We start from the raw sequence: 22,305 nt of genomic DNA on the forward strand, positions 1-22,305 counted from the left end.
CCCCTCGCGTCGTCAGAAGTCCCGCGTCAGTCCAAGCTCGAACCTCTGTCGAGAATAGTCGCCAAGAGGCACGTTGGACCAGGATTTGGACGCGACGACCTGAACGTAGGGAAAGGCGCCTTGGAAGATCAGGTTTCGTTTGGACAGCCGCAACGAGAGGCCGACCTCTCGATCATCACGGCGAACGCCGAACACGGTCGATGATCGTTCGAACACCCGGCGCCTTACATAGGGTTCGACGTAGGCTGAGACCCCAAAGGCCAAACCTGTAAGCCGCCCCACCGCCAGCTGGGTGAGATCATAGTCCGCCTCCGCCCCAGCCAGATCATATGAGGCGGTCGCTAGACTGGCTCGCCATAACGCATTCGGTCCCAGGTATCGCGTGCGGCTGAGTTGACCGCCGTAACTCCAACCATCGAGACCGTCATCGCGCCTGTTGTCTATCCTGTCGACAAAGACGGTGGCGGCAAGCCCAGTTTGGGCGTCGAGGTAATTCGTCCCTGAAACACGAAACCCATAAGACGATTCGTAGGCGGCTCCGTCCAGGCCGGTTTCCCGGTAGGTCACCGCCGCGCTGACGGCGCGTCTGATCCCGGAACGAAATTCTGGACCGATGGACAGATTTAGCTGGTGCTGATCGAAGGTTCGGTTTGGCGCGTCAAGAAAGGTGAACGATCCTCCCGCCTGAATGGAAAGCGCCTCGCTGACAGGCCATCGACGCTCGACACCGACGGCCATCGACGCGGTCACGCCCGACTGCCGCCTCGCGTCTTCCGACAGCGTGAACGGCAGCCCGAACAGGTCGATGGTGCCGGCGCTGGTTGCGCTATTCAAATTGCTGTCCGGCGCGACCGACACCGTGACCGAGACGCGCAGATTCCGCGCCGTTTCAATTGCTGCGAGACGATCTTGCACGATCTGCTTGCGCGCGGGGTCCAGCGCGCCCGACAGCGCCAGACGATAAGAGAGTCTCGCCGGCGCAAGCCGGCCAGCGGCGAAGTGGATTTCCCCGACTTGAAATCTCGCCAGCGCATCGCCGCCATTTGCGGCCATCCAGCTTTCGAGAAGCGCCATCGCTTCATCGTTTCGCCCCAACCGGGCCAATAAAGCCGCCTTCAGGCGGATACCGTCCGCGCTCGCTGAAATGTCTGGTCTGGTTTCTAGGAGCGCCAAAGCCCCCCGGTAGTCATCGGAAACCAATGCCTGAGCCAAAGACGATGAGAAGTCACGTGTTTCCGCAGAGGCGGCTTCAGTGGCCTGAGGCGCTTCTTTCGCTTGAACCAGAGAGTTCTGCGAGGTGAAAAACAATACAGCGACAAACTGGAGACACCGCCGAAACCAGGCCGAGGTCACCTTATTCTTGCACCGCCGACACCGACCAGTTTCGCGCCGCCTGTGTCGTTAAGCGAGAAACCAATGCCCGCCTCTGTCGGCGAGCTGGCGCCGTAAAAAGCGCCGTCAACGGAGCCGGTCATCGCCGATCCCGTCGCTGAACCGGAGAAAGAGGTGCCGGAGATGGTGGCGGACATGCTGAAGTTCAGATTGTAGGGCGGGGTCACCGACGCATTGTTCGCGTCGATCATCCTAAAGTTCGAAGCCGAACCCGTGACGGTGCCGGTGCCGAAGTTTGCGGTCAAGCTAAGATCACTCGCTGTGGCGTAGGATACGCCTGCCCCGTTGATATACTCGCCCCGGGTTCCCCCCTGGTACTGCGCCGTGCCCGTCGTCGGCATGATCGCAACCGACGGAGTCTGACCGACAGCGAAATAAGTATAGGTGCCGTTTGCAGGATTAGGCGATATCCGCCCAAGTTGCACGTAATCCAAACCGCCTTGCAGGACTGAGGTGATATCATAGAGAGTGAGCGTGCTGCCGTCTCCGGGCACGAGATCGCCGCTGATGTTAAGCGCAACATTAGTGGCGACACGCACGTTACCTAACGCATCGGTTCGGCCCTCAGGGTTAATGTAAAGCTTGTTGATTACGGCTGCCCCTGCAAGATTTCTGAAGGCATATCTGTCGTCGCTGGTCTGGCTGGTTCCTCGACGATCGATCGTGAACATCTCAAACGCGGAGTTAGTTGGAGCGCCGTCAGAGCGAACGCCGACTTGGGGACCCTCAACCCGGAGCGAGCCAGACTGGCAGGAAAGCGCGGTGGGGGTGGTCGAACAGTTGGATGCATAGGGGGCCGGAGGCGTCGGCGGCGTCACGACACCACCTCCCGTGCCTCCTCCACCACCACCACCGCCACCACAAGCGGAGACGGAAATACCAGCCGCGAGCGCAACCAGAGATATCGTAACTTTTGAGACCATGTGTTCCCCCTGCTAAAACGCGCTATACGGGTTTGCCCCTAACAACAACAGTCTCTACGCACAATCTAGGCGGCTTGACCGCTCACGCGGCGCGTGGCGAATTTCTCAATCTGATCGTTGAGTTTCGCATCAGCCGAAGCCTCATTTAAGACTCCACGTCCTTCGTCCCCAGCGTGTTGCAGCCAGTTCAGCTCAGCAACCCTTAGCCCGCATCCGCCGCTTCGATTGCCCCCCATGCCCTCCATCCTCTTCGTCTGCCTCGGCAACATCTGTCGCTCTCCCCTCGCCGAGGCCGCCCTCCGCGCCGAGGCTGAACGCCTGCGGCTCGACCTGATCGTCGAGTCCGCCGGCACGGGGAACTGGCATGTCGGCCATCCGCCCGATCCGCGCGCCCAGGCCGTGGCGCGCAAACATGGGATCGATATTTCCGGCTATCAGGGCCGGCAGGTGACGCCGGCGGACTTCCGCCGCTTCACCCACGTCATCGCCCTGGACCACGACAACCTGGCCAATCTGCGCCGGATCGCGCCCGCCGACGGCGTCGCGGAACTCAGCCTGCTGCTCGACCACGTGCCCGGCCGCGAGGGCCAGGCCGTGACCGATCCCTATTTCGGCGACGACGCCGGGTTCGAGGTGACCTGGGCCGAGGTTACGGCTGCGGCGGAACAGCTGGCGGCGCGGCTTCGGGCGTCCCCCGTCCCGTGATCTTGCGCCAGATGCGCTTGCGCGCCTCGACCACCGACACGCCCAGCAGGGCCGCCGTGGTCCAGAACAGGGCCTCGGTCGTCACCGCCGCAACAATGGCCAGGGTGATGCGCGCGCCGCGATCCACATCCAGATAGAGGCCGATCCCCAGGCCGATCCAGGCGCAGATCGCCCCGACCAGCAGCAACAGGGCCAGCACCTTCAGGAATCCCTTGCCGCGCGTCAGCACGCCCTTTTTCGGCGTCTCTATCGTCCCCGTCTCGATCGTCATGGCGAACTCCTTTGTTTTTCGACGCCTGACCTGAAAGTCTCGCCCGGTTCCTGAGTCTTTCATCCCGACCGACGATTTTTTCACGGAGACCGCCGCGCTTGGGACGCGACCAGACTTTCGAGGCCCTGCTGGCCGAGCACGGCGGCATGCTGCGCCGCATCGCCTCGGCCTATGAGGCGGATCGCGAGCGGCGGCGCGAGCTGGAGCAGGACATCTTGCTGGCCGTCTGGCGCGCCCTGCCCAAACACCGGGGCGAGGCGCCCTTGCGCCATTTCATCGCCCGGGTGGCCCACAACCGCGCCGTCACCCATGTGGCCCGCGAGGCGGCCGAGCCCCGCCGCCAGCCCCTGGACGAGGCCGCCCCCTCGGACGCCCCCACCCCGCACGAGGCCGCCGAGACGCGGGACCTGCACGACCGTCTGGGCCGGGCGGTGCGCGCCCTGCCCCTGTCGCTGCGCCAACCGGCCCTGCTGACCCTGGAAGGCTTCGCCCCGGCCGAGATCGCCGACATGCTGGGGATGAACCCCAACGCCGTCTCCATCCGCCTGACCCGCGCCAAGGCCGCGCTGCGGGAGGCGCTGAACCCCACACCGTCCCAAGAGGTCCGCCCATGACCCGCCCTGATGACGACTGGACCGACCTGACCCAGGCCTGGACCGAGACCCCCGACCCCGAACCCCGCCTGGACGCCGATTTCATCCGGTCGCTGCGCCGCCGCGACCGGCTGGCCCGGCTCAACTTCTGGCTGGAGATGGGCGGCGGGGTCGTCGTGCTGGGGGTCGTGGGCTGGGGCGCCTATCGCGGCATTCCCCTGGCCCCGCTCGCGGCCGGCCTGGCCTTCGTCCTCGTGGCCCTGGGCCTGACCGTCTGGGCGCGACGCGACCATCCCGGCCTATTGACCGAGACGCCCCAGGCCGGGCTTCGCTTCGCCCTGGGCCAGGCCCGCACCGGCTATCGCTGGGCCCTGTCCGGCGTCGCCATCAGCGTGGCGGCCATGATCTTCCTGCTCGTCGTCCTGACGACGGTCGATCCCGCGCGGGGCCCCGCCGGGGCCGTCATCGCCGGGATGTTCGTCTTCCTGGTGATCTGCATCGGCTATTACCTGCGTCACGCCCGCCGCTGCCGCCGTCGGATGGCGGCGCATCGGGCGGCGCTGGAGGCGCTGGAAATAGACGCCCCGTAGGTCCGGATTAGGCGACCCGGAGGAACAGCACTCGCGCTGCGCCATAATCCCGCGCGTCCAGCCGGTCATAGCCCGGCGTGTCGATGTCGGGCTCGTCCGAGCCGCGCTCGAACACCACCAGGGCGCCGGGCTTCAGCCAGTTCCCCTCCAGCAGCCTTGCCAGGGTCTGCTCCCCCAGCCCCTTGCCATAGGGAGGGTCCAGGAAGGCGATGTCGAAGGCCTCGCCGTCCGACCCGGGCCGAACGCCCAGGTCCGTCGCGCTGCGCCGATGCACCCGCGTGCGCCCCATCACCCCATAGGCGTCGGCGTTCTCGCGGATCGCGCCCCGCGCCCCGTCATCGGTCTCGACGAACAGGCAGAAGCCCGCCCCCCGACTGATCGCCTCGAACCCCAGGGCGCCCGATCCGGCGTACAGGTCGATGACCCGCGCGCCGTTCAGGCTCTCGGCCCACGCCGCGTGCTCCAGCACATTGAACACGGCCTGCCGCGCCCGGTCCGAGGTCGGGCGCGTGCCCTGCCCCTCCGGCGCGACGATGGCCCGGCCCTTCAGGCTTCCGGCTACGATCCGCATGGCGTCAGTCCTGGGGCGGCGAGAACTGGGCCCACAGTTCTTCGGTGGTCAGGCGCGGCCGGTCACCCGCCAGCGCATAGGTCGCCGGCTTGCTCTCGATGCAGAACTCATCCTCCAGCGCAAAAGCCGTCGGATCGTCGAACGCCTGGGCCGAGACCATGGTGATCCCGCCGTCGTTGGCGCGCCAGAACAGGCCGGTCCCGCAGGACGGGCAGAACTGCCGCGTGGCCCAGTCGGACGAGACGTAGGTCGCCACATCCCCCTGGACCTCGACGCTGTCGCCGCAATCGACGCTGAACAGGATGCCGCCTGACTGCCGCCGGCAGGTGGGGCAATGGCAGGCGTGCATGCCGCCGTTAGGCGTGGCTGTGAACGTCACCGCGCCGCACAGGCACCGGCCGGACAGGCGTGCATCCATCGTCAGGTCTCCGTTCGCCTCTTAGCGCGGCGTGCGGGGCTTGCCCCCCGGCGCGCGGCCGCTGGCGCCCGAAGGCCCCGCCGGCTTGCCGCCGCCGGTGCGGGGCGGCCGGGTTTCGCGTCCGCTGGGCGAGGCCGCGCCGAACCCGCGGGGCTTGAACTCCCGCTTGCCCGAGTCGGCGCCCGCCGTGCGCGGCTTGTACTCGCGCTTGGGTCCGTCGCTGCTGCGGGCCGGAGCCCCCTCGCGGGGCTTGAAGGCCCGTGCGGGACGATCACCCTCCTCGCGCGGCTTGTAGGTGCGGGCCGGGCGTTCGCCGTCAGTCGGGGCACCCTCGCGGGGCTTGAAGCTCTTCTTCGGATGGCCGGTCTTGGGCGCAGCCTTGGCCCAGCCTTCCTTCTTCGGCGGACGCTCGCGGCGCTCGACCGCGTCGGCCTGGGCCGTTTCGGCGGCGCGGACACGGCTGGGCTTGCGCGACGGGTCCGACATGGCCGAGCCCGGGCGTCCCTTGACGATCGGCGTCGACACCCGGCGCCCAGGGATGGGCGCGGGCGTCTCGACCGTATTGCCGGTCGGCAGGTTCTCGGGCCGGATGTAGTCGGCCAGCAGTTCGCGGATTACGCGCGGCCCGACCTCTTCGACCGAGCCGATGGGCAGGACGTCCAGACGGAACGGACCATAGGCCAGGCGGATCAGACGGTTGACCGTCAGCCCGACCGATTCCAGCACCTTGCGGACTTCGCGATTCTTGCCCTCGGTGATCGAGACCGAGATCCACAGGTTGGCCGGGGCCTTGCCGTCCTCGGACTTGGACTCCTTGGCCTTGTCCAGGGTCGCCTCGATGGGGCCATAGGAGACGCCGTCCACGACCACGCCGTCCTTCAGCGCGTCCAGTTGCGCCTGGGTGATCTTGCCCCGCGCCCGCGCCCGGTACTGACGCACCAGCGAGGTCGCCGGCAGTTCCAGCGCCCGGCTCAGTTCGCCGTCGTTGGTCAGCAGCAGCAGGCCCTCGGTCGCCAGGTCGAGCCGTCCGACCGAGATCACGCGCGGCAGACCGGCCGGCAGGGCGTCGAACACCGTCGGCCGTCCGGTCGGATCGCTGTGGCTGGTCAGCAGGCCGGCCGGCTTGTGATAGCGCCAGACGCGCGTCGCCTGGGTCGAGCCGATGGGCTTGCCGTCCACCGTGATCACGTCGTCACGCGTCACCAGGGTGGCGGGCGTGTCCAGGATGCGACCGTTGACCGCCACCTTGCCCAGACCGATCAGCCGCTCGACCTCGCGCCGCGAGGCGATGCCGGCGCGGGCCATGGTCTTGGCGATTCGCTCGGCGCGCAGCGGCGTGTCGCCCTTGCCCGACCCGGACGACGGCTTGCCGTCCTTGCCGGCGCGCGGCCGGTCGCCTCGGTCCGGCTTGTCGCCGAACCGCTTGGGACCGTCTTCGCGAGGGCTGCGCGGCTTGTCGCCGAATGATTTCGTCCCGTCGCCGCTCTTGCGAGGACCGGAGGATTTAAAGGGCCGAGGCGACCGTTCGTCTTGACGGGCGCGGGGCTTCTTGTCGTTGTCGTCTGTATGGCGGACCATGATGAGCGGTTCATGCGCATGGCGCTGGACCAAGCGCAAGCGGCGGCGGACGCAGGAGAGGTGCCTGTGGGCGCAATTCTTGTCGATCCTGCCTCAGGTGAGGTAATTTCGACCGGCGCCAACGGTCCGATTGCCGCGCACGACCCCACGGCACACGCCGAGATCGTCGCCATGCGAGGCGCGGCGACGGCGCTGCAGAACTACCGACTGACCGGCCTCACCCTCTATGTGACGCTGGAACCCTGCGCCATGTGCGCCGGCGCCATCAGCCACGCCCGAATCGGCCGCGTCGTCTGGGCCGCCGACGATCCCAAGGGCGGCGCCGTCATCCACGGCCCTCGATTGTTCGAACAGCCCACCTGCCACTGGCGCCCGGCGACGGACTCGGGTCTTCTGGGCGAAGAGGCGTCCGCCTTGCTGAAATCCTTCTTCCGTCAACGGAGGGGAACGGCGGCGACCGGCGCACGTTAGACCGCCGCGCCAAGCGGCGCCGTTATCAGGAGTATCGCCTTGTCCAAGCCGGGCCTGCCGCCGTCGATCATGTTCAGCGGCCTCGCCGCCGCCCTTCTCCTGACGGCCTGCGGTCCCGACCCCGACAAGGCCCCCAGCACCGGCGACGAGGTCAAGGAACGCGCCATCGAGGCCCAGACCGCCCGCAAGCGCACCGGCGCCGAGGTCCAGGACCGCACCCTGAACCGCGTCGTCCACACCGTCTATCTGTGCGACAACGGCGAACGCCTGTCGGTCGATTTCGACAATCCCCGCCAGATGGCCACCATCCGCAACTCATCGGGCGAGGCCATCGACCTGTACCAGGAACGCGCCGCCGACGGCATCTGGTACCGCGCCTCCAACGTCGAACTGCGCGGCAAGGGGGTCCTCGCCACCTGGTCCGTCGAAGGTCGCCAACCGACGCAATGCCGGGCGGTGGATTAGGCGAAACCCGCCAGCCGTTGATCCAAGCCGTCGCGAACCACCGGCCAGTCTTCATCGATCACCGCAAACATGGCCGTATCCCGTGCGCGCCCAGTCCAGGTGATCTTGTGCTTCCTCAGAACGCCTTCGGCCTTGGCGCCCAGCTTGAGGATCGCCGCCTGGCTCCGGGCGTTGAGGGCGTCGGTGATGATCTCCACCCGCACCGCGCCTGCGTTGAAGGCGTGACCCAGCAACAGCCGTTTGCAGGCCGGATTGCTCGGCCCGCCGCGCACTTCGGGCCGATAAAAGGTCGAGCCTATCTCGCAGCGGCGATAGGCCGGGTTGATCTCGTACAGGCTGGTCGTGCCGACCACCGCCCCGTCTGAGCGCCGCCGCACCGCATAGGCGATCCGAGTCCCGGCCCGCATGGCCGTCAGCGCGCTCTTCCACCAGCCGTCGAAATACTCACCCTGGGCCGAGCCGACCATGGCCGCCCATACCTCGGGATCGCAGTCCAGCGCCGCACGAACCTCGTCTTTCAGACCGCCCTCGAACGGCTCCAGCCGCACGAACCGATCTTCGAGCGGAACCGTGGCGATCCGCATCACGCGGTCGCGCCTTCCTCGACCAGAAAGCCCCGCACCTTGGCCGCGTCCACGCCCTTGGACACAAAGGCCTGGCCGATCCCGCGCGCCAGGATCAGGGTCAGGGCCCCGCCCTCGGCCTTCTTGTCGCCGGCCATCAGGGCCAGCAGCCGGTCGGCCGCGAACACGCCCGCCTGATCCAACCGCGTCGGCAAGCCCGCCGCCGCGACCACCGTCTCGACCCGCGCCACATCCTCGGCCGAACACAGCCCCTCACGCGCCGAGTAGCGGAAGGCCATACAGCACCCCAAGGCCACGGCTTCGCCATGCGCCAGCGCGTCTTCGTCGAACCCGACCTCGGTCTCGACCGCATGGCCAAAGGTGTGGCCCAGGTTCAGCAGAGCGCGCCGCCCCGCCTCCTTCTCGTCCTCGCCGACCACCGCGCTCTTGATCTCGACCGAGCGGATCACCGCCTGTTCCAGCGCCGCCGGATCGCCTTCGGCGCCCGCAGCCCCCTCGCCCGCCAACCAATCAAAGAAGGCCGCGTCGCAGATCAGCCCGTGCTTCAGCACCTCGGCCCAGCCGGACTTCACCTGACGCGCCGGCAGGGTCGCCAGCACGTCGATATCCGCCAGCACCAGACGCGGCTGATGGAAGGCGCCGACCAGGTTCTTGCCGCGCGGCGTGTCGATGGCGGTCTTGCCGCCGACGGACGAATCGACCTGGGCCAGCAGGGTCGTCGGGATCTGCACGAAGTCGATCCCACGCATGTACAGCGCGGCCGCCAGTCCAGCGAGGTCGCCGACCACGCCGCCGCCCAGGGCGATGACGACGTCCTTGCGGTCCACCCCGATCTCCAACAGTCGGTCCAGCACCTGCTCCAACTGGGTGAAGGACTTCGATCCCTCGCCCGCCGGCACCGCCACGATCTCGCTCTTCACGCCCGCCGCCGTCAGCGACGCCGTCAGGGCCGGCGCGTGAATGCGGGCCACGGTCTCGTCGGTGACGATGACGGTCCGGCCCTTGGCCAGCGGCGCGATCCGTTCGCCAGCCTGGGCCAACAGCCCGCGTCCCACCACGACGTCATAGGCCGCGAAGGCCCCGCCGCTGACTGGAATGATCGTCACGTCTTCGTCTCCGCGCGCCGTCTCTGGCGCCAGTGCCGGCGCAGGTTCTTGTGAATGGCGTCCACCGCCTGCCCGTGAGAGCCCTGCCCCACGTCCACGGCCACGTCAGCCTCGCCATAGATTGGATACCGGGCCTCGGCCAGGTCGGTCAGGACCGTCAGCGGGTCCTTGCCGCGTAGCAGCGGCCGGGTGTCGCGACGCGCCACCCGTTCGGCGATGACCTTCAGATCAGCCCTCAGCCAGACCGTGTCGGCCCGTTCCTTCAGCAGAGCCCGTGTCTCCGCATTCATCATCGCCCCGCCGCCGGTGGCGAGAACGATGGGCGGCCCCTCCAGCAGGCGGCGGATCACCCGCGCCTCGCCGGCCCGGAACTCGTCTTCCCCCAGAGCAGCGAAGATTTCAGACACGGTCATCCCGGCCGCTGATTCGATCTCCACATCCCCATCGGCGAAGGGCAGCCTCAGTCGATTAGCCAGTCGGCGTCCGACCGACGATTTGCCCACCCCCATCAGTCCGACCAGAGCTATGGTGCGGGTCGGGCCCGGATTCGCACGCCGCCTCACCCGGCGGCTCCGGCGGAACAGACGGTCGAGGAAACGGAGAAGGCGGCGACGCAGGCAGGCATGATCCTGGAAACCTCTACACCAAGCCTGACCACACGCCATCCGTTCGCAGAACGGATTGCGCCATGACGCCCCAGATCGAAGCCTTTTTGGAAATGATGGCGGTCGAACGCGACGCATCGCCCCATACCCTGTCGGCCTATGGGCGGGATCTGAGCGACGCGGAAACCGCTCTTTCAGACGCCGGCGGACTGATGAAGGCGGACGCCGCAGCGCTGGAAATCTGGTTCGCCGACCTGTCGCGACGCGGCCTGTCCGCCGCCACCGCCGCCAGACGCCGGTCCTCCGCACGGCAGTTCTACCGCTTCGCCTTGGCAGAAGGCTGGCGCACCGACGACCCCTCGCGCCGGCTGGATGCGCCCAAACAGGGACGCCCGCTGCCCAAACTGCTGAGCCGTGACGAGATCGACAGGCTGCTGAGCGCCTCGGCCGTTCGCGATGCGGCGGCGGGCTTACGCTTAGTCGCCCTTGTCGAGATGGCCTACGCCTCTGGGCTGCGGGTGTCGGAACTGCTGGGGCTCAAGGTCGAGGCTGTCCGCCGCGACCCCGCCTATCTGATCGTGCGCGGCAAGGGCGGTAAGGAACGCCTGGCGCCGCTGAACACCGCCGCCCGAGAGGCCGTTAAGGCCTGGCTGATCGCCCGTGACGCAAAGCGCAAGGCCGAGGCCCCGGACAGCCCCTGGCTCTTCCCGTCGTCCGGCCGCACGGGCCATCTGACCCCGCGCCGCTTCGCCCAGCTGCTGGACGAAGCCGCGATCACGGCGGGGATCGACCCCGCCCGCGTCAGCCCCCACGTCCTGCGCCACGCCTTCGCCACCCACCTGCTGGAGGGCGGCGCCGACCTGCGCGTCGTCCAGACCCTGCTGGGCCACGCCGACATCGCCACGACCCAGATCTACACCCACGTCGCCACCGACCGCCTGGCCCAAGTCGTCCAGCAGAACCACCCCTTGGCGCGGGATGACTGACAGCGCATATTCGAGCCATGGCCGAGGATTTCTACGTCAAGGCGATCTGGGATCCGGAGGCGGAAGTCTGGTTCAGCGACTCCAACATTGTTGGCCTCGTGATCCAAACAGCGACGCTGACCGAGTTCGAAGTGCTGGCCCGGCATTTCGCCGCCGAGCTTCTAGCCGAGAATATGAACATTATCGGCGACACCCTCATTCGGTTCGAGGCTGCAGGACATTTCACAGTCGCGGCTCTTCCCTTCCGTCTCCCAGCGGGAGAGGGCTTGAGCGCCCGAGAACGCAGTGATCGGTCTTGCGCGAAAGGGTGAGGGTCGCGGTGGTGCGAACTCTGGAGAACCGCCGCTTGCCCCGTCGCCTCGACCTCTCTAGTTTCCCCCGCCTTCCCTAGGGGCGGTTTCCCGCCTGCAGTCCCGGACGCCTTTATGGCCACGCACTATCTCGACTTCGAAAAGCCGATCGCCGATCTGGAAGCCAAGATCGAGGAACTGTCGGCCCTGTCCGAAACCTCGGGCGGCTTCGACGCCGAGATCGCCGGCCTGCGCAAGAAGGCCGGGCAACTGCGCAAGAAGACCTATGCCGGTCTCGACCCCTGGATGAAAACCCAGGTGGCGCGCCACCCCCAGCGGCCGCATTTCATCGATTACGTCGAAAGCCTTTTCACCGACTGGAACGAGTTGCACGGCGACCGCCAGTTCGGCGACGACCAGGCCATCCTGGGCGGCCTCGCCCGCTTCCGGGGCCGTCCGGTCGTGATCATGGGCCACGAAAAGGGCCACGACACCGCGACCCGCATCACCCACAATTTCGGCATGGCCCGGCCCGAGGGCTATCGCAAGGCTGTGCGCCTGATGGACATGGCCGAGCAGTTCGGCCTTCCGGTTCTCAGCTTCATCGACACCGCCGGCGCCTATCCGGGACTGGGCGCCGAGGAGCGCGGTCAAGCCGAGGCCATCGCCCGCTCCACCGAACGCTGCCTGACCCTGGGCGTGCCCTCCATCGCCACCATCACGGGCGAAGGCGGATCGGGCGGCGCCATCGCTATCGCGGCGGCCAGCCGCGTGCTGATGCTGGAGCATTCGATCTATTCGGTCATCTCGCCCGAGGGCGCGGCCGGCATCCTGTGGCGCGACGGCGCCCGGGCGCGCGACGCGGCCATGGCGATGAAGATCACCGGCCCGGATCTGATGGGTCTGAAGATTGTCGATCGTCTGATCGACGAACCCGTCGGCGGGGCGCACGCCGATCGCGACGCCGCCATGGCCAATGTCGGCGACGTCCTGGCCGAAGAGTTGAAGACCTTCGAAGGCCTGTCGCCGCAGCAGATCAAGACCCGGCGCGCCGACCGATTCTACGCCATCGGCGCCCTCTGACCGAACGGCGTTAATCGCCCGTCCATCATATGGCGCGACCCTGCCGGTCTTATCGGACAGAGCATTGGCGGGCATGGCGGCGGGCGACTCTCTGAGGGACAGCGCGGTTTTCAACTTGAGCGGCGCCATCACCATGGTCGTCGATGATTCCCCGTTCTCCCTGGCCCTTACGACAGGTGTCCTCGCGGGCTTCGGCGTCCGCCCCGCCTTCACCATCGGGCGAAGCGTCGAGGCGCGGCGTATCCTTCAGGAAAAACCGGTCGATCTGCTTTTGGTCGACACCGACATGCCCGAGATTGACGGATTCGAACTGGTGCGTTGGCTGCGACGTTCTGGGCCTAACCCAAACGCCTTCACGCCCGTCATCATGACCGCCAGTCACATCCGCCGAGGACGGGTGGCCGAGGCGCGCGACTGCGGCGCCAACTTCGTCGTGACCAAGCCCTTCAGCGCCGCCCTGCTGCTGGAACGGATCCTGTGGGTCGCTCGCGACGACCGCCCTTTCCTTGAGGTCGGCGACTACCTGGGGCCGGACCGCCGGTTTCGAAACGACGGCTATGAGGGCGAGGAGCGGCGCGGCCGCATGATCAGCACCAAGACGGTGGAATTCGCATGACGGTCATCACCCACCCCAGACGGCCCTCCCGCCTTGCCGAGATGATTGATGGTCCCGGCGGCGTCAGCGTCGGCGTCGCCCTGGCCCAGGCCAAAGCCAATCTGGATGCGCTGAAAGACCAAGGCCACGCCATCATCGTCGAGAACATCGCCGCCCTGCTGGCCGAGTCCGCATCCGACATCTCCGAATCCAGCCGGTTGGATGCCGCCTACGCCGCTTCAAGCCAGATCATCGACGCCGCCAGCCCCTTCGCTCTGGACGACCTTTGCACGGCGGCCAAGGGCCTGTGCGACCTTCTGGACGCCGCCCCGCGCGAGGGCGGCTTCGATTGGCGTATCGCCACGGTCCACGCCCAGGCCATGAAGCTGTTGCTGGCCCTTCCGGCCGACGCCCCCGAAACGCCCGAGGCGCGCACGGCCATCATGGCCAACCTCGGCGAGGTCCTCAAACGCAAGCTTCCTCAAGCTCAGGCCTGAACCGCCCGACCCGTCCGCGTTTGCTTGCGCCACAGGGCGGCGTATTCCCCGCCCAGCCGCGCCACCAGTTCATGGTGGGCTCCACGTTCGACGATCCGCCCGGCCTTCAGCACCAGGATCTGATCGGCGTCCGCCACCGTCGATAGCCGGTGCGCCACCACCAGGGTGGTGCGACCTGCGCTGACCCTCCTCAGCGTCTTCTGGATCGCCGCCTCGGTGCGGCTGTCCAAGGCGCTGGTGGCCTCATCAAGGATCAGGATGCACGGGTCAGCCAGCAGGGCGCGGGCGATCCCCACTCTCTGGCGTTCTCCGCCCGACAGCTTCAGCCCCCGCTCCCCCACCCGCGTCGCCATGCCGTCGGGCAGGCCGCGGATGAAGTCCGATAGTTCCGCCGCTTCGGCCGCCGCCCAGACCTGGGCCTCGTCGGCTTCGGGCCGGGCGAAGGCGATGTTGGCGTACAGGCTGTCGTTGAATAGGGCCACATCCTGCGGCACCAGGGCGACCGCCGCCCGCAACGAAGCCTGGGTCACGGCGCGCGCGTCATGACCATCGATCAGAACCCGCCCCTCCTGCGGGTCGATGAGCCGCAAGGCCAGCTTGACGATAGTGGACTTGCCCGCGCCCGACGGTCCGACCAGGGCCGTCGTCGTCCCCGGCGCGGCGACGAAGCTGACGTCCTCCAGTCCATTGGCGCGGGCGTCATGGCGGAAACCCACGTGTTGGAACTCGACCGCGGCGCCGCGTTCATTTTCTGGCCGGGGCAGAGGACGCGCGTCCGGCGCATCCGCCACCTGCGGCGTCTGCCGCGTCACCTTCAGCATCTCCTCCATGTCGATGAAGGACTGGCGGATTTCACGATAGGCGAAGCCCAGGATGTTCAGCGGGGCATACAGGGAGATCATGATCAGCACCGCCGCTGTCACATCCCCCGGCCCCATCCGACCCGCCGCGGCCTCGAACCCGGCCATCACCGCCATGACGCCCAGGCCGATGTTCATGATCAGGGCCTGCACCCCGTTCAGGAGGGCCAGAGAACTATTGGCCTTCAGCGACGCCTGGGCGTAGTCGCCCAGCGCCCGATCATAGGTCTGGGCCGCTCGACTTTCGGCCCCGAAGGACTTGACCGTCTCATAGTTCAGCAGGGCATCGACCGAGACGCCCGCCGCCTCGGAATCGGCGGCGTTCATCACCCGTCGATGCTCCAGCCGCCAGTTGGACAGGGCGAAGGTCGTGACCGTGTAGACCACCACCACCGCCACCGCGACGGCGGCGAAGCGCCAATCGTATTTGCCGCCCAGCACGGCCGCCGCCAGAATCAGCTCCAACCCTGTCGGAACCAGGTTGAAGGCCAGGATGCGGAGGAGGAAATCCACCGCCCGCGACCCTCGATCCATCGTCCGCGACAGGGCGCCGGACCGTTTGGTCTGGTGGAAATCCAAGGACAGGCTCAGCGCATGGGCGAAGGCCTCGGCCGCCGTCGCCCGTTGCGCGGCTGCGCGAACCGGAGCGAACACGACATCCGATATCTGCGGCGCCGCCGCCGACAGGAACCGCACGAGAGCCCAACCCACGGCGAAGGCCGCAAAGCCCCAGCCGACCGCCACGGCCGCCCCCTGCCCGGCCGCCAGCCGGTTCACCGCCGCGCCCAGCACCAGCGGGGCCAGCACCCCCAGCCCCTTGCCCGCCAGCGTCAGCCCGATGGCCGAAGCCAGACGCAACCGCAAATGCGGGGCGCCTGATCGGCCGACCAGCCGCACCAGATCCGCCAACGCCTTCAGCGTGGGGGGCCCTTCCGTCTTTTCCTGCATGCTCCCCGCCTGTTGCGCCTTGACCATAGGGTCGCGCCGGCCGCCGGAGCGCTCTCCGCGCATCGCCATGCTCCGCATATGGACAGTCTATGCGACCGGGAAAAGGCCGCAGACGCCCGACGGCTCAGTTCAGGCCCGCGATCGCCTCGAGCAGTTCGTCGACGACCTCTTCCCGGGTCGCCCAGGAACAGACGAACCGCACCGATCCATCGTCGAACCGATAACAGGCCCAGCCCAGGGCGTTCAGCCTCTGGTGCGCCTCGGCCGGCATCCGCACAAACACCGTATTGGCCTCAACGGGGTGCGCCAGCACATACGGCGAACGGGTCGCCACACCCGCAGCCAGCCGTTGCGCCATCAGATTGGCGTGGGCGCCGCCCGATTCCCAGTCGCCGCTCTCCAGCAGACCCAGCATCGGCCCGGCCAGCAGCCGCGCCTTGGACGCCACCTGCCCGGCCTGTTTCAACCGGTTGTCCAGCCGACGCGCCAGGCTCTTGTCAAACAGCACAATGGCTTCGACGCAGTTGGCGCCCGCCTTGGCCCCGCCGAACACCAGGATGTCGACGCCCAGGCGCGGGATATCCTTCAGGTCGAAACCCGCCGCCGCCGCATTGGCCAGCCGCGCCCCGTCCATATGGACGCCATAGCCCCTCGCCTTCACCGGCTCGATCAGATGGCGCAGCTCCTCCTCGGTATAGACCGCGCCATATTCGGTGGCCTGGGTCAGGGACAGGGCAGCCGGCGGCTGCCGATGGCCGACCTCAGGCTCGGCCAGCTGCGCCTTCAGCGCCAGCGGATCGATCCGGCCCGACAGGCCGGGCAGGCCGATCAGGCCGACGCCCTGGCCGAAGAACCCAGGCGCGCCCGTCTCGTCCGTGCAGACGTGGGCCGTATGGTGGGCCATCACCGCCTCGAACGGAAAGGCCAGCATCGACAGGGCGATGGCGTTCGCCGCCGTGCCGCTGAAGACGAACCGGATGTCTGCATCAGCGTCCAGCCTCTGGCGAATCTGGTCGGCGGCCCGCGCCGTCATCTCGTCAGCGCCATAGGAAGGAGCGAATCCGGCGTTGGCCTGGATCAGGCCCTCGACGGCGCTGGGCGCCATGCCGGCGGTGTTATCGGATCCGAAATCGTAACGCATCAGCTCTTCTTCGCCGTCAAATCGCTCTTGCCGTCTTCAATGGTCCGCACACGGACAACAGGCATGACATCCTCGTCGCCATAGGGCACGGCGACCTGATGCGGGAAGGGAATCTCGATCCCGGCGGCGTCCAGCGCTTCCTTGCCGGCCTGCATCAGATCGGCCTGGGTCTGCCACCAGTCCTCGACCTTGACCCAGGCGTGGAGAGTCACCTGAACCGCGCTGTCCAGCAGGCCGGTCACGCCCGTCCACGGATGCGGGTCATCCAGCACCTTCTCGTGCGCCGCCGCCATATCGGCCAGGACGCAGCGCGCCTTGTTCAGGTCGTCGCCATAGCCGACGCCGAAATTGATCTCGATCCGCCGCGTCTGCTGGCCGGTCAGATTGGTCAGGGGGTCGCTCAGAACCTTGGAATTGGGAATGACGATCTTGTGGTTGTTGGCGTTCGACAATTGGGTCGTGAACAGATCCAGCCGCTGCACCGTGCCGGCCATGCCGCCCACATCGACCACGTCTCCGACCCGGTAAGGTCTCAACACCAGCAGCATAATCCCCGACGCCACGTTCGACAGCGTCCCTTGCAGCGCCAGGCCGACCGCCAGGGAGGCGGCGCCTAGAACGGCGATGATGGAGGTCGTCTGCACTCCCAGGCGCTGCAGCACGGCGATCATGCCGATGATGATCACCACCACCCTGACCACCTGAACGCCGAAGCTCAGGACCGTCTGATCATGCCGGAAGGCCCCGATCCGCGACAGGGCGTTGCGCGCCAGCCGCGCCGCCCATTTGGCCGCGAACAGCGTCGCTGCGAAAATCAGGGCGGCGACGGTCAGATTGATGGCGAAGTCGCCGGCCATGTCGGTGATCTTGGCGATCATGACGGTGTCGACGGCGACGGCCTGACGCCCAGCGGCGACGGCTTCTGCGATAGGGGAAGCGCTCAACATGGGGCGGGTCTAACGCCTGAGGCGCCGATTGGAACCCCCGCAAGGGTCAATATTCGACAATCGGCGCCTGCGAAGCGGTCACCCCGCCCAATCAGGTTTGCGCTTGTCCAGGAACGCCCTGACCCCCTCTTGGCCTTCGCGCGAGACACGAGCGCGGGCGATGCGTTTGGCCGTATCGTCCAGCAGGCCATTGTCGATCCGGTGACCGGCGATGTCGTTGACCAGTCGCTTGGCCTCGCCCATGGCCCCGGGCGCGTTGCCGGTCAGGCTGTCCGTCAGCATGGCGATGAATTCGTCCACCGACCCTTCGGGCAGGACTAGGTCGATCAGACCCGCGTGGGCGGCGTAGTCGGCGTCAAAACTGTTGCCGGTCAGGAACAGCTGGCGGGCGCGGCGGGCGCCGACAGCTTCGATCACATAGGGGGCGATGGTCGCCGGGATCAGGCCCAGCTTGACCTCGGAGAAGGCGAAACGCGCGCCCTCGACCGCCACGGCCATGTCGCAGGCGGCGACGATGCCGGCCCCGCCCCCCATGGCCGCGCCCTCGACGATGGCGCACGTCAGGGCGGGCACGTCGTGCAGCGCCTTCAACATCTTCGCCAGACCCAGGGCGTCGTCGCGGTTGTCCGCCTCGGACCAGTCGGCGGCGTCGCGCATCCAGTTCAGGTCAGCCCCGGCGCTGAAGGTTCCGCCCGCCCCGCGAACAAACACGGCGCGCACATGGTCGGCGCCGTGCAGGGTTTCGAACGCTTCGTGCAGGGCGGCGATGGTGGCGGCGTCGAAGGCGTTCTTCTTGGCCGGCCGGTTGATGGTGACGAAGACGACGCCATCGGCGGTGGACCGGATCTGGACCAGGTCGTCATTGGCGTCCGGCGCGGCGTCGGCCAGCAGCGGATGGGCGATGCTGTTGATCTCCGCCGCCTCGGCGTCGGTGACGTCCAGGGCGTTCAGTTCGGCTTCGGTCGGTTGCTCGGCCATGGTCGTCTCCATCTGAGGTTCCGCTTCCAACGAAGGGCGGAAGAATAGGTTACATCCGGAAGAGGCCGAACGTGGTCTCCGGGATCGGCGCATTCAGGCTCGCCGATATAGCCAGACCGAGCACATCCCGTGTTTGCGCAGGATCAATGACGCCGTCGTCCCAAAGACGCGCCGTCGCGTAATAGGGATTGCCTTCGTCCTCATACTTCTGACGGATCGGGGCCTTGAAGGCCTCGGCCTCCTCAGGCGACCAGGTCTCCGCGTCGCGGTGGACGGTGGCCAGGACCGACGCCGCCTGTTCCCCGCCCATGACGCCGATCCGGCTGTTCGGCCAGGTGAAGAGGAAGCGCGGGGAATAGGCGCGGCCGCACATGCCGTAATTTCCGGCCCCGAAGCTGCCGCCGATCAGGACGGTGAACTTCGGAAGCTCGGCCGAGGCGACGGCTGTGACCAGCTTGGCGCCGTCCTTGGCGATGCCGCCGGCCTCGTACTTGCCGCCGACCATGAAGCCCGAGATGTTCTGCAGGAACAGCAGCGGGATCTTGCGCTTGCAGGCCAGCTCGATGAAGTGGGCGCCCTTCTGGGCGCTTTCGGAGAAGATGACGCCGTTGTTGGCCAGGATGGCGACCGGATAGCCCCAGATGCGGGCGAAACCGCACACCAGGGTCGAGCCGTACAGAGCCTTGAACTCGTCGAACTCGGACCCGTCCACCAGCCGGGCGATGACCTCGCGCACATCATAGGGAGCGCGGACGTCGTCAGGGATCAGGCCATACAACTCTTCGGCCGCGAAGGCCGGCGCGCGCGGTTCGCGCACGTCCATGTCCACCGACTTGGTCGTGTTCAGATTGGCGACGATGGAACGGACGATCTCCAGCGCATGTTCGTCGTTCTCGGCCACATGATCCACCACGCCCGAGCGACGACCATGGGTCTCGGCCCCGCCCAGTTCCTCGGCCGAGATGACCTCGCCGGTGGCGGCCTTCACCAGGGGCGGGCCGGCCAGGAAGATGGCGCCCTGGTTGCGCACGATGATCGTCTCGTCCGACATGGCAGGCACATAGGCGCCGCCGGCGGTGGACAGTCCCATGACGCAGGCGATCTGAGCAATGCCCTTGGCGCTCATCCGGGCCTGGTTGAAGAAGATGCGGCCGAAATGGTCGCGGTCGGGGAAGACCTCGGCCTGGTGCGGCAGATTTGCGCCGCCGGAATCGACCAGATAGACGCACGGCAGGCGGTTCTGCTCGGCGATCTCCTGGGCGCGCAGGTGTTTCTTCACCGTCATGGGGAAATAGGCGCCCCCCTTCACCGTCGGGTCGTTGGCGACGATCATCACCTCGCGGCCCGAGACGCGCCCGATCCCCGCGATCACGCCGGCGGCCGGGGCCTCGCCGTCATACATGCCGTGGGCCGCCAGCTGTCCGATCTCAAGGAAGGGCGAGCCGGGGTCCAGCAACCGCTCGACCCGGTCGCGTGGCAGCAGCTTGCCACGGGCCACATGGCGTTCGCGCGACTTGTCGGACCCGCCGCGCGCGGCCTTTGCCACGTGGTCGCGAAGTTCGGCGACCAGGGCGCTGTTGTGCGCGTGCAGGGACTTGTATCTGGGGCTCTGCGGATCGACCGCTGACGTCAGCTTCGGCATGGGGTTGGTTTAGGCGGGCTGGCGGAGCGTCACAAGCGCCTGCGACCATCCTTGCCTCGCCGCCCCTTTTCCCCTATAGGCCCCGCCTTTCCAGGGCTTCGGTCCTGTCGTGGAACACCAAAGGGTTGGACGTTCGGTCCGGCCGCCGCGCCAGGAGCCATCGTGGGGATCGACTTACCCGGTCGTTTCCGCGCCGACGCCCACAAGGGAGACTACCGCATGGCTCTTTACGAGCACACGGTCATGACGCGCCAAGATATCTCGGCGCAACAGGCCGAAGCGCTGAACGACACCATCAAGGACCTGATCGTGCAAGGTGGCGGTTCCGTCGCCAAGATCGAGTACTGGGGTCTGCGCAACCTGACGTACCGCGTGAAGAAGAACCGCAAGGCTCACTATTCGCTGCTGGCCGTCGACGCCCCTCCGGCCGCCATGGCCGAAGTCGAGCGTCAGCTGGGCATCAACGAAGACGTGCTGCGCTGGCTGACCGTCCGCGTCGAGGAACTCGACCTGGAACTGTCGCCGCTGCTGGCCCGCCGCGAGCGTGAACGCGAGCGTGAGCGCGAGCGCACCCCGCGCGACGACGCCGCCGCCGACGCCGAATAAGGAACCCGGAACATGACCGATACCACCGCCCCGACCCCGGGCGCCCCGGCTGGCTCCGGCGCCGCCGGCCGCCGCCCCTTCTATCGTCGCCGCAAGGTCTGCCCGTTCTCGGGCGCCAATGCGCCGAAGATCGACTACAAGGACGTGAAGCTGCTGCAGCGTTACGTCTCCGAACGCGGCAAGATCGTGCCTTCGCGCATCACCGCCGTCTCCCAGAAGAAGCAACGCGAACTGGCCAAGGCCATCAAGCGCGCCCGCTATCTGGCCCTCCTGCCGTATGTGGTGAAGTAAGATGAAGGTCGTTCTGCTGGAACGCGTCGAGAATCTCGGCGCCATCGGCGACGTCGTGTCCGTCAAGGACGGCTTCGCCCGTAACTTCCTTCTGCCGCGCGACAAGGCCCGCCGGGCCACCGCCGCCAACCTGAAGGCGTTCGAACTCGACCGCGCCGCCATCGAGCAGCGCAACGAGAAGAACAAGGCCGATGCACAGAAGGTCGCCGACAAGATCGACGGCCAGACCTACATCATGATCCGTCAGGCCGGTGAAACCGGTCACCTGTACGGTTCGGTCGCCGGCCGCGACGTCGCCGAGGCCATCCAGGCCGAAGGCGGCAAGGTCGAGCGTTCGCAGGTCGTCCTGAACACGGCGATCAAGACCCTGGGCGTCCACGAAGTGCCGGTCCGCCTGCACGCCGAGGTCCGCGCATCGGTCAAGATCAACATCGCCCGTTCGATGGATGAAGCCGAGCGTCAAGCCAAGGGCGAGGACGTGATCCGCAGCCAGTTCGACGATGAGCGCCAGGCCGCCGAGCAATCGGCCCAGGAACTGATCGAAGGCGGCGCCGGTCAACAAGAAGGCTTCGGCGACGAAGCCTGATCCAGACCCGACCCCTCTGGGTCGGATCGCCGGAAACATCAGGGGGCGCGTTCCGAAAGGGACGCGCCCCTTTTGCTTGGTCCGCGGGCGAAGATTACTAAAGCTTCAGAACCAAGCCCGCTTCGCGCCCCCGTTGCGCCACATATCGCCGCTCAATCTCGCGGTTCACGTTTGAAGGGGGATACTATGAAGGCCAAAATCACCGCGGGCGTCCTAGCCCTGACGCTGGTCGCAGGCGCCGCGCAGGCCATGTCGGTCCAGGAATTCCTGACCACAGCCAACGGCATTCCCCGCAACCCCACCGCCCTGCTGCGGTCCGACACCCGTCGGCTGATGGGGGAGTTCCGCGGCGCGGTGCAGACCGTGCGCACGGAACAGACTGCGGCGACGGCTGCGGGACGACGCCCCGCCACCTGTATGCCGGATAAAGTCAGCCTCTCGGCCGACGACATTCTGGCTCGGTTCAACACCATTCCCGCCGAACGGCGCAGCATCAGCACGACCCAGGCCGTGCGTGAATGGATGGCGCAGAAATACCCCTGCCCGGCATGATGCCTGATTAGGGAATTCCCGTTCACCCACA

General features: G+C 67.2%; 28 protein-coding genes. 14 read left to right on the forward strand and 14 right to left on the reverse strand.

From position 1 onward, the window contains the following. Positions 1-12: 12 nt before the first annotated feature. Together ACW170_RS13250 and ACW170_RS13255 are read right to left on the reverse strand one after the other, a co-directional pair. Positions 13-1,353: a surface lipoprotein assembly modifier gene (locus tag ACW170_RS13250; RefSeq protein ID WP_492087115.1), complete on the reverse strand. Its 1,341-nt coding sequence runs from the start codon at positions 1,351-1,353 to the stop codon at positions 13-15. Beyond that, the gene (locus tag ACW170_RS13255; protein WP_492087116.1) at positions 1,350-2,063 is read right to left on the reverse strand and encodes a transferrin-binding protein-like solute binding protein; all 714 of its coding nucleotides are present in this window, start codon (positions 2,061-2,063) and stop codon (positions 1,350-1,352) included. The genes ACW170_RS13250 and ACW170_RS13255 overlap by 4 nt, the downstream gene beginning before the upstream one ends. 486 nt (positions 2,064-2,549) lie before the next feature. Here ACW170_RS13255 and ACW170_RS13260 point away from each other — a divergent pair, with 486 nt between their 5' ends. Beyond that, complete coding sequence (locus tag ACW170_RS13260) at positions 2,550-3,020, forward strand: low molecular weight protein-tyrosine-phosphatase (RefSeq protein ID WP_492087117.1); 471 nt, start codon at positions 2,550-2,552, stop codon at positions 3,018-3,020. Here the strand turns inward: ACW170_RS13260 and ACW170_RS13265 are convergent. Then, entirely contained in the window at positions 2,965-3,291 is a 327-nt protein-coding gene (locus ACW170_RS13265; protein WP_492087118.1) for a hypothetical protein, read from the reverse strand. The two genes, ACW170_RS13260 and ACW170_RS13265, sit on opposite strands and share 56 nt — an antisense overlap. 98 nt (positions 3,292-3,389) lie before the next feature. Here ACW170_RS13265 and ACW170_RS13270 point away from each other — a divergent pair, with 98 nt between their 5' ends. Further along, entirely contained in the window at positions 3,390-3,905 is a 516-nt protein-coding gene (locus tag ACW170_RS13270) for an RNA polymerase sigma factor (protein WP_492087119.1), read from the forward strand. After that, positions 3,902-4,474: a hypothetical protein gene (locus tag ACW170_RS13275; RefSeq protein WP_492087120.1), complete on the forward strand. Its 573-nt coding sequence runs from the start codon at positions 3,902-3,904 to the stop codon at positions 4,472-4,474. The genes ACW170_RS13270 and ACW170_RS13275 overlap by 4 nt, the downstream gene beginning before the upstream one ends. 7 nt (positions 4,475-4,481) lie before the next feature. On the opposite strand, the gene rsmD is transcribed toward ACW170_RS13275, so the two are convergent. From rsmD to ACW170_RS13290, 3 genes are read right to left on the reverse strand one after another with little or no spacing between them, the layout of a single operon-like run. Further along, entirely contained in the window at positions 4,482-5,045 is a 564-nt protein-coding gene (rsmD, locus tag ACW170_RS13280; protein ID WP_492087121.1) for a 16S rRNA (guanine(966)-N(2))-methyltransferase RsmD, read from the reverse strand. A 4-nt stretch (positions 5,046-5,049) separates the two neighbouring features. Then, the gene (locus tag ACW170_RS13285; RefSeq protein WP_492087122.1) at positions 5,050-5,463 is read right to left on the reverse strand and encodes a GFA family protein; all 414 of its coding nucleotides are present in this window, start codon (positions 5,461-5,463) and stop codon (positions 5,050-5,052) included. Between the two features lie 21 nt (positions 5,464-5,484). Then, positions 5,485-7,041 (reverse strand): pseudouridine synthase, encoded by a 1,557-nt coding sequence (locus tag ACW170_RS13290; protein WP_492087123.1) that lies wholly within the window; start codon positions 7,039-7,041, stop codon positions 5,485-5,487. A gap of 12 nt (positions 7,042-7,053) precedes the next feature. Between ACW170_RS13290 and tadA the strand changes: the two genes are divergently transcribed. Then, complete coding sequence (gene tadA / locus ACW170_RS13295; RefSeq protein ID WP_492087124.1) at positions 7,054-7,512, forward strand: tRNA adenosine(34) deaminase TadA; 459 nt, start codon at positions 7,054-7,056, stop codon at positions 7,510-7,512. Positions 7,513-7,551: 39 nt separating this feature from the next. Continuing rightward, positions 7,552-7,977 (forward strand): MliC family protein, encoded by a 426-nt coding sequence (locus ACW170_RS13300; RefSeq protein WP_492087125.1) that lies wholly within the window; start codon positions 7,552-7,554, stop codon positions 7,975-7,977. Here the strand turns inward: ACW170_RS13300 and ACW170_RS13305 are convergent. From ACW170_RS13305 to ACW170_RS13315, 3 genes are read right to left on the reverse strand one after another with little or no spacing between them, the layout of a single operon-like run. Continuing rightward, positions 7,974-8,561, reverse strand: coding sequence for a GNAT family N-acetyltransferase (locus ACW170_RS13305; protein ID WP_492089184.1), 588 nt, complete (start codon positions 8,559-8,561; stop codon positions 7,974-7,976). The two genes, ACW170_RS13300 and ACW170_RS13305, sit on opposite strands and share 4 nt — an antisense overlap. Beyond that, positions 8,561-9,667 (reverse strand): 3-dehydroquinate synthase, encoded by a 1,107-nt coding sequence (gene aroB, locus ACW170_RS13310; RefSeq protein WP_492087126.1) that lies wholly within the window; start codon positions 9,665-9,667, stop codon positions 8,561-8,563. Before aroB ends, ACW170_RS13305 begins: the two co-directional genes overlap by 1 nt. Further along, positions 9,664-10,230, reverse strand: a complete 567-nt coding sequence (locus ACW170_RS13315) for a shikimate kinase (RefSeq protein ID WP_492087127.1) — start codon at positions 10,228-10,230, stop codon at positions 9,664-9,666. The genes aroB and ACW170_RS13315 overlap by 4 nt, the downstream gene beginning before the upstream one ends. 125 nt (positions 10,231-10,355) lie before the next feature. Here ACW170_RS13315 and ACW170_RS13320 point away from each other — a divergent pair, with 125 nt between their 5' ends. The 5 genes from ACW170_RS13320 (at position 10,356) to ACW170_RS13340 (ending at position 13,723) form a co-directional block, all read left to right on the forward strand. Then, positions 10,356-11,258, forward strand: coding sequence for a site-specific tyrosine recombinase XerD (locus ACW170_RS13320; RefSeq protein WP_492087128.1), 903 nt, complete (start codon positions 10,356-10,358; stop codon positions 11,256-11,258). A gap of 17 nt (positions 11,259-11,275) precedes the next feature. Beyond that, entirely contained in the window at positions 11,276-11,569 is a 294-nt protein-coding gene (locus ACW170_RS13325; protein ID WP_492087129.1) for a DUF1902 domain-containing protein, read from the forward strand. A gap of 114 nt (positions 11,570-11,683) precedes the next feature. After that, positions 11,684-12,631, forward strand: coding sequence for an acetyl-CoA carboxylase carboxyltransferase subunit alpha (locus tag ACW170_RS13330; RefSeq protein WP_492087130.1), 948 nt, complete (start codon positions 11,684-11,686; stop codon positions 12,629-12,631). Between the two features lie 115 nt (positions 12,632-12,746). Next, the gene (locus tag ACW170_RS13335) at positions 12,747-13,247 is read left to right on the forward strand and encodes a response regulator (RefSeq protein ID WP_492087131.1); all 501 of its coding nucleotides are present in this window, start codon (positions 12,747-12,749) and stop codon (positions 13,245-13,247) included. Beyond that, the gene (locus ACW170_RS13340) at positions 13,244-13,723 is read left to right on the forward strand and encodes a chemotaxis protein CheE (RefSeq protein WP_492087132.1); all 480 of its coding nucleotides are present in this window, start codon (positions 13,244-13,246) and stop codon (positions 13,721-13,723) included. Before ACW170_RS13335 ends, ACW170_RS13340 begins: the two co-directional genes overlap by 4 nt. On the opposite strand, the gene ACW170_RS13345 is transcribed toward ACW170_RS13340, so the two are convergent. From ACW170_RS13345 to ACW170_RS13365, 5 genes are all read right to left on the reverse strand, one after another. Next, positions 13,714-15,594: an ABCB family ABC transporter ATP-binding protein/permease gene (locus tag ACW170_RS13345; RefSeq protein WP_492087133.1), complete on the reverse strand. Its 1,881-nt coding sequence runs from the start codon at positions 15,592-15,594 to the stop codon at positions 13,714-13,716. The genes ACW170_RS13340 and ACW170_RS13345 overlap by 10 nt on opposite strands. Positions 15,595-15,655: 61 nt before the next feature. Next, a complete protein-coding gene (locus tag ACW170_RS13350; protein ID WP_492087134.1) occupies positions 15,656-16,672 on the reverse strand; it encodes a threonine aldolase family protein in 1,017 nt (338 codons plus the stop codon). Next, entirely contained in the window at positions 16,672-17,619 is a 948-nt protein-coding gene (locus ACW170_RS13355) for a mechanosensitive ion channel family protein (RefSeq protein ID WP_492087135.1), read from the reverse strand. The genes ACW170_RS13350 and ACW170_RS13355 overlap by 1 nt, the downstream gene beginning before the upstream one ends. Positions 17,620-17,697: 78 nt before the next feature. Further along, positions 17,698-18,597 (reverse strand): enoyl-CoA hydratase-related protein, encoded by a 900-nt coding sequence (locus tag ACW170_RS13360; protein WP_492087136.1) that lies wholly within the window; start codon positions 18,595-18,597, stop codon positions 17,698-17,700. A gap of 49 nt (positions 18,598-18,646) precedes the next feature. Further along, on the reverse strand, positions 18,647-20,239 hold the full coding sequence (locus tag ACW170_RS13365) for a carboxyl transferase domain-containing protein (RefSeq protein ID WP_492087137.1): 1,593 nt from the start codon (positions 20,237-20,239) through the stop codon (positions 18,647-18,649). 219 nt (positions 20,240-20,458) lie between these two features. Between ACW170_RS13365 and rpsF the strand changes: the two genes are divergently transcribed. The 4 genes from rpsF to ACW170_RS13385 all read left to right on the forward strand — a co-directional run bounded on the left by rpsF (position 20,459) and on the right by ACW170_RS13385 (position 22,274). Continuing rightward, positions 20,459-20,845 (forward strand): 30S ribosomal protein S6, encoded by a 387-nt coding sequence (gene rpsF / locus ACW170_RS13370; protein ID WP_040349448.1) that lies wholly within the window; start codon positions 20,459-20,461, stop codon positions 20,843-20,845. A gap of 12 nt (positions 20,846-20,857) precedes the next feature. After that, complete coding sequence (rpsR, locus tag ACW170_RS13375; RefSeq protein ID WP_008259463.1) at positions 20,858-21,136, forward strand: 30S ribosomal protein S18; 279 nt, start codon at positions 20,858-20,860, stop codon at positions 21,134-21,136. Position 21,137: 1 nt separating this feature from the next. Next, the gene (rplI, locus tag ACW170_RS13380; protein WP_271165877.1) at positions 21,138-21,722 is read left to right on the forward strand and encodes a 50S ribosomal protein L9; all 585 of its coding nucleotides are present in this window, start codon (positions 21,138-21,140) and stop codon (positions 21,720-21,722) included. A gap of 186 nt (positions 21,723-21,908) precedes the next feature. Further along, positions 21,909-22,274, forward strand: a complete 366-nt coding sequence (locus ACW170_RS13385) for a hypothetical protein (protein WP_492087138.1) — start codon at positions 21,909-21,911, stop codon at positions 22,272-22,274. The last annotated feature ends 31 nt before the right edge of the window (positions 22,275-22,305 follow it).

The sequence above is a fragment of the Brevundimonas sp. FV2ps16 genome, assembly GCF_058681075.1.